Origin of the sequence: Caballeronia terrestris, from assembly GCF_001544515.1 — a bacterium.
In the GTDB taxonomy this organism is placed as follows: Bacteria; Pseudomonadota; Gammaproteobacteria; order Burkholderiales; family Burkholderiaceae; genus Caballeronia; species Caballeronia terrestris.
Genome location: NZ_FCOL02000447.1, coordinates 1 through 1,217 on the forward strand (window position 1 = coordinate 1; position 1,217 = coordinate 1,217).

Here is a 1,217-nt window from a genome sequence, read left to right on the forward strand (position 1 = left end):
ATGTGAACACGACGGGCGCCTACGGCAAGAGCGGTGACATCAATCTCCAGTCGACGCTGCGCTGGAGCGGCGACGCATCGCTTGCGCTCAACGCGCAGCACAATGTGACGATCGGCGGGGCCATAACGGTCGCAAACAACGGCGCGGGCAACCTCACGCTGCGAGCCGACGCAAACGGCATCGATAATGGCGCCAGCGTCGTGAACCGCGGCACCATCGACGGGTCGCGCAGCACCGGCGTCGTCGCGGCGCTCCATGACACGAACGGCGGTTACCTCGCTGGCACTGTGAGGAGCAATCCATCGTGGGCCCCCGCGCCGTTCAGCGGCCTCAACACGCAGGCGACCGCGTACCAGCTCGTCAATTCTAAAGAGGCCCTCGAGAACGTAACGAACAATCTCGCCGGGGTATACGCGCTCGGCAAGGATCTAGACCTGGGGGGATGGCCTAATCAATTCCAGAGAATTGGAGGAGCGAATGCGGCGTTCACGGGACAGTTCGACGGCATGGGTCATGCCATCAACAATCCGTATCAATATCAGGAATCGGCCGGTTTGTTTGGCGACATTGGTACGACAGGCGTCGTGCGGAATCTGAGCGTCAACAATGCGTATATGACCGCATCGGGTATGTTCTCAGGCGGCGGCGGAGGCATCATTGCGCTACGCAATCGGGGGCTCATCACGAACACGCATGCGTCGGGCGGCATCAGTTCGTACCGCGGCGCCGGCGGCCTCGTCGTGGTGAATGACGGCACGATTGAGCGCTCGTCGACCGGTGCCGGTCTCAACGGCGATAGCTCGTTTGGCGGCCTCGCCGTCGTCAATAACGGAAATATCGTCCAGTCGTTCGCGGCCGGTTCGGTAAGTGGCGGATCGCACGCATCAGGCGCCGGACTGGTCGCCGCCAACTACGGCTCGATCATACAGTCCTATGCGACTGGCTCCGCGACAATGTATACCACCGGCGGCCTGGTCTTGTATAACGGCGGAACGATCAGCGAATCGTTCGCTACCACGCACCAAACTCCACTGTTCCCACCCGACCAGAAGGCCGGTGTGGCCTTTACGAATGACGGAACCATCGCAGACAACGTCTTCTGGGATGTGCAAGCAACCACTGCAACCAATAGCGTATACAGCCGAAACGAGCGCCGATCTGAGCGTGCTCGCGCGAGTCACCGCTTCGATGAGCGAGCCGTTTTTCTGGGTCGGATC

At 61.1% G+C, this 1,217-nt stretch carries 1 pseudogene; it reads left to right on the forward strand.

Going from position 1 to position 1,217, the window contains the following annotated elements:
* Positions 1–1,217, forward strand: a pseudogene (locus AWB67_RS41250) (filamentous hemagglutinin); the annotation flags it as partial.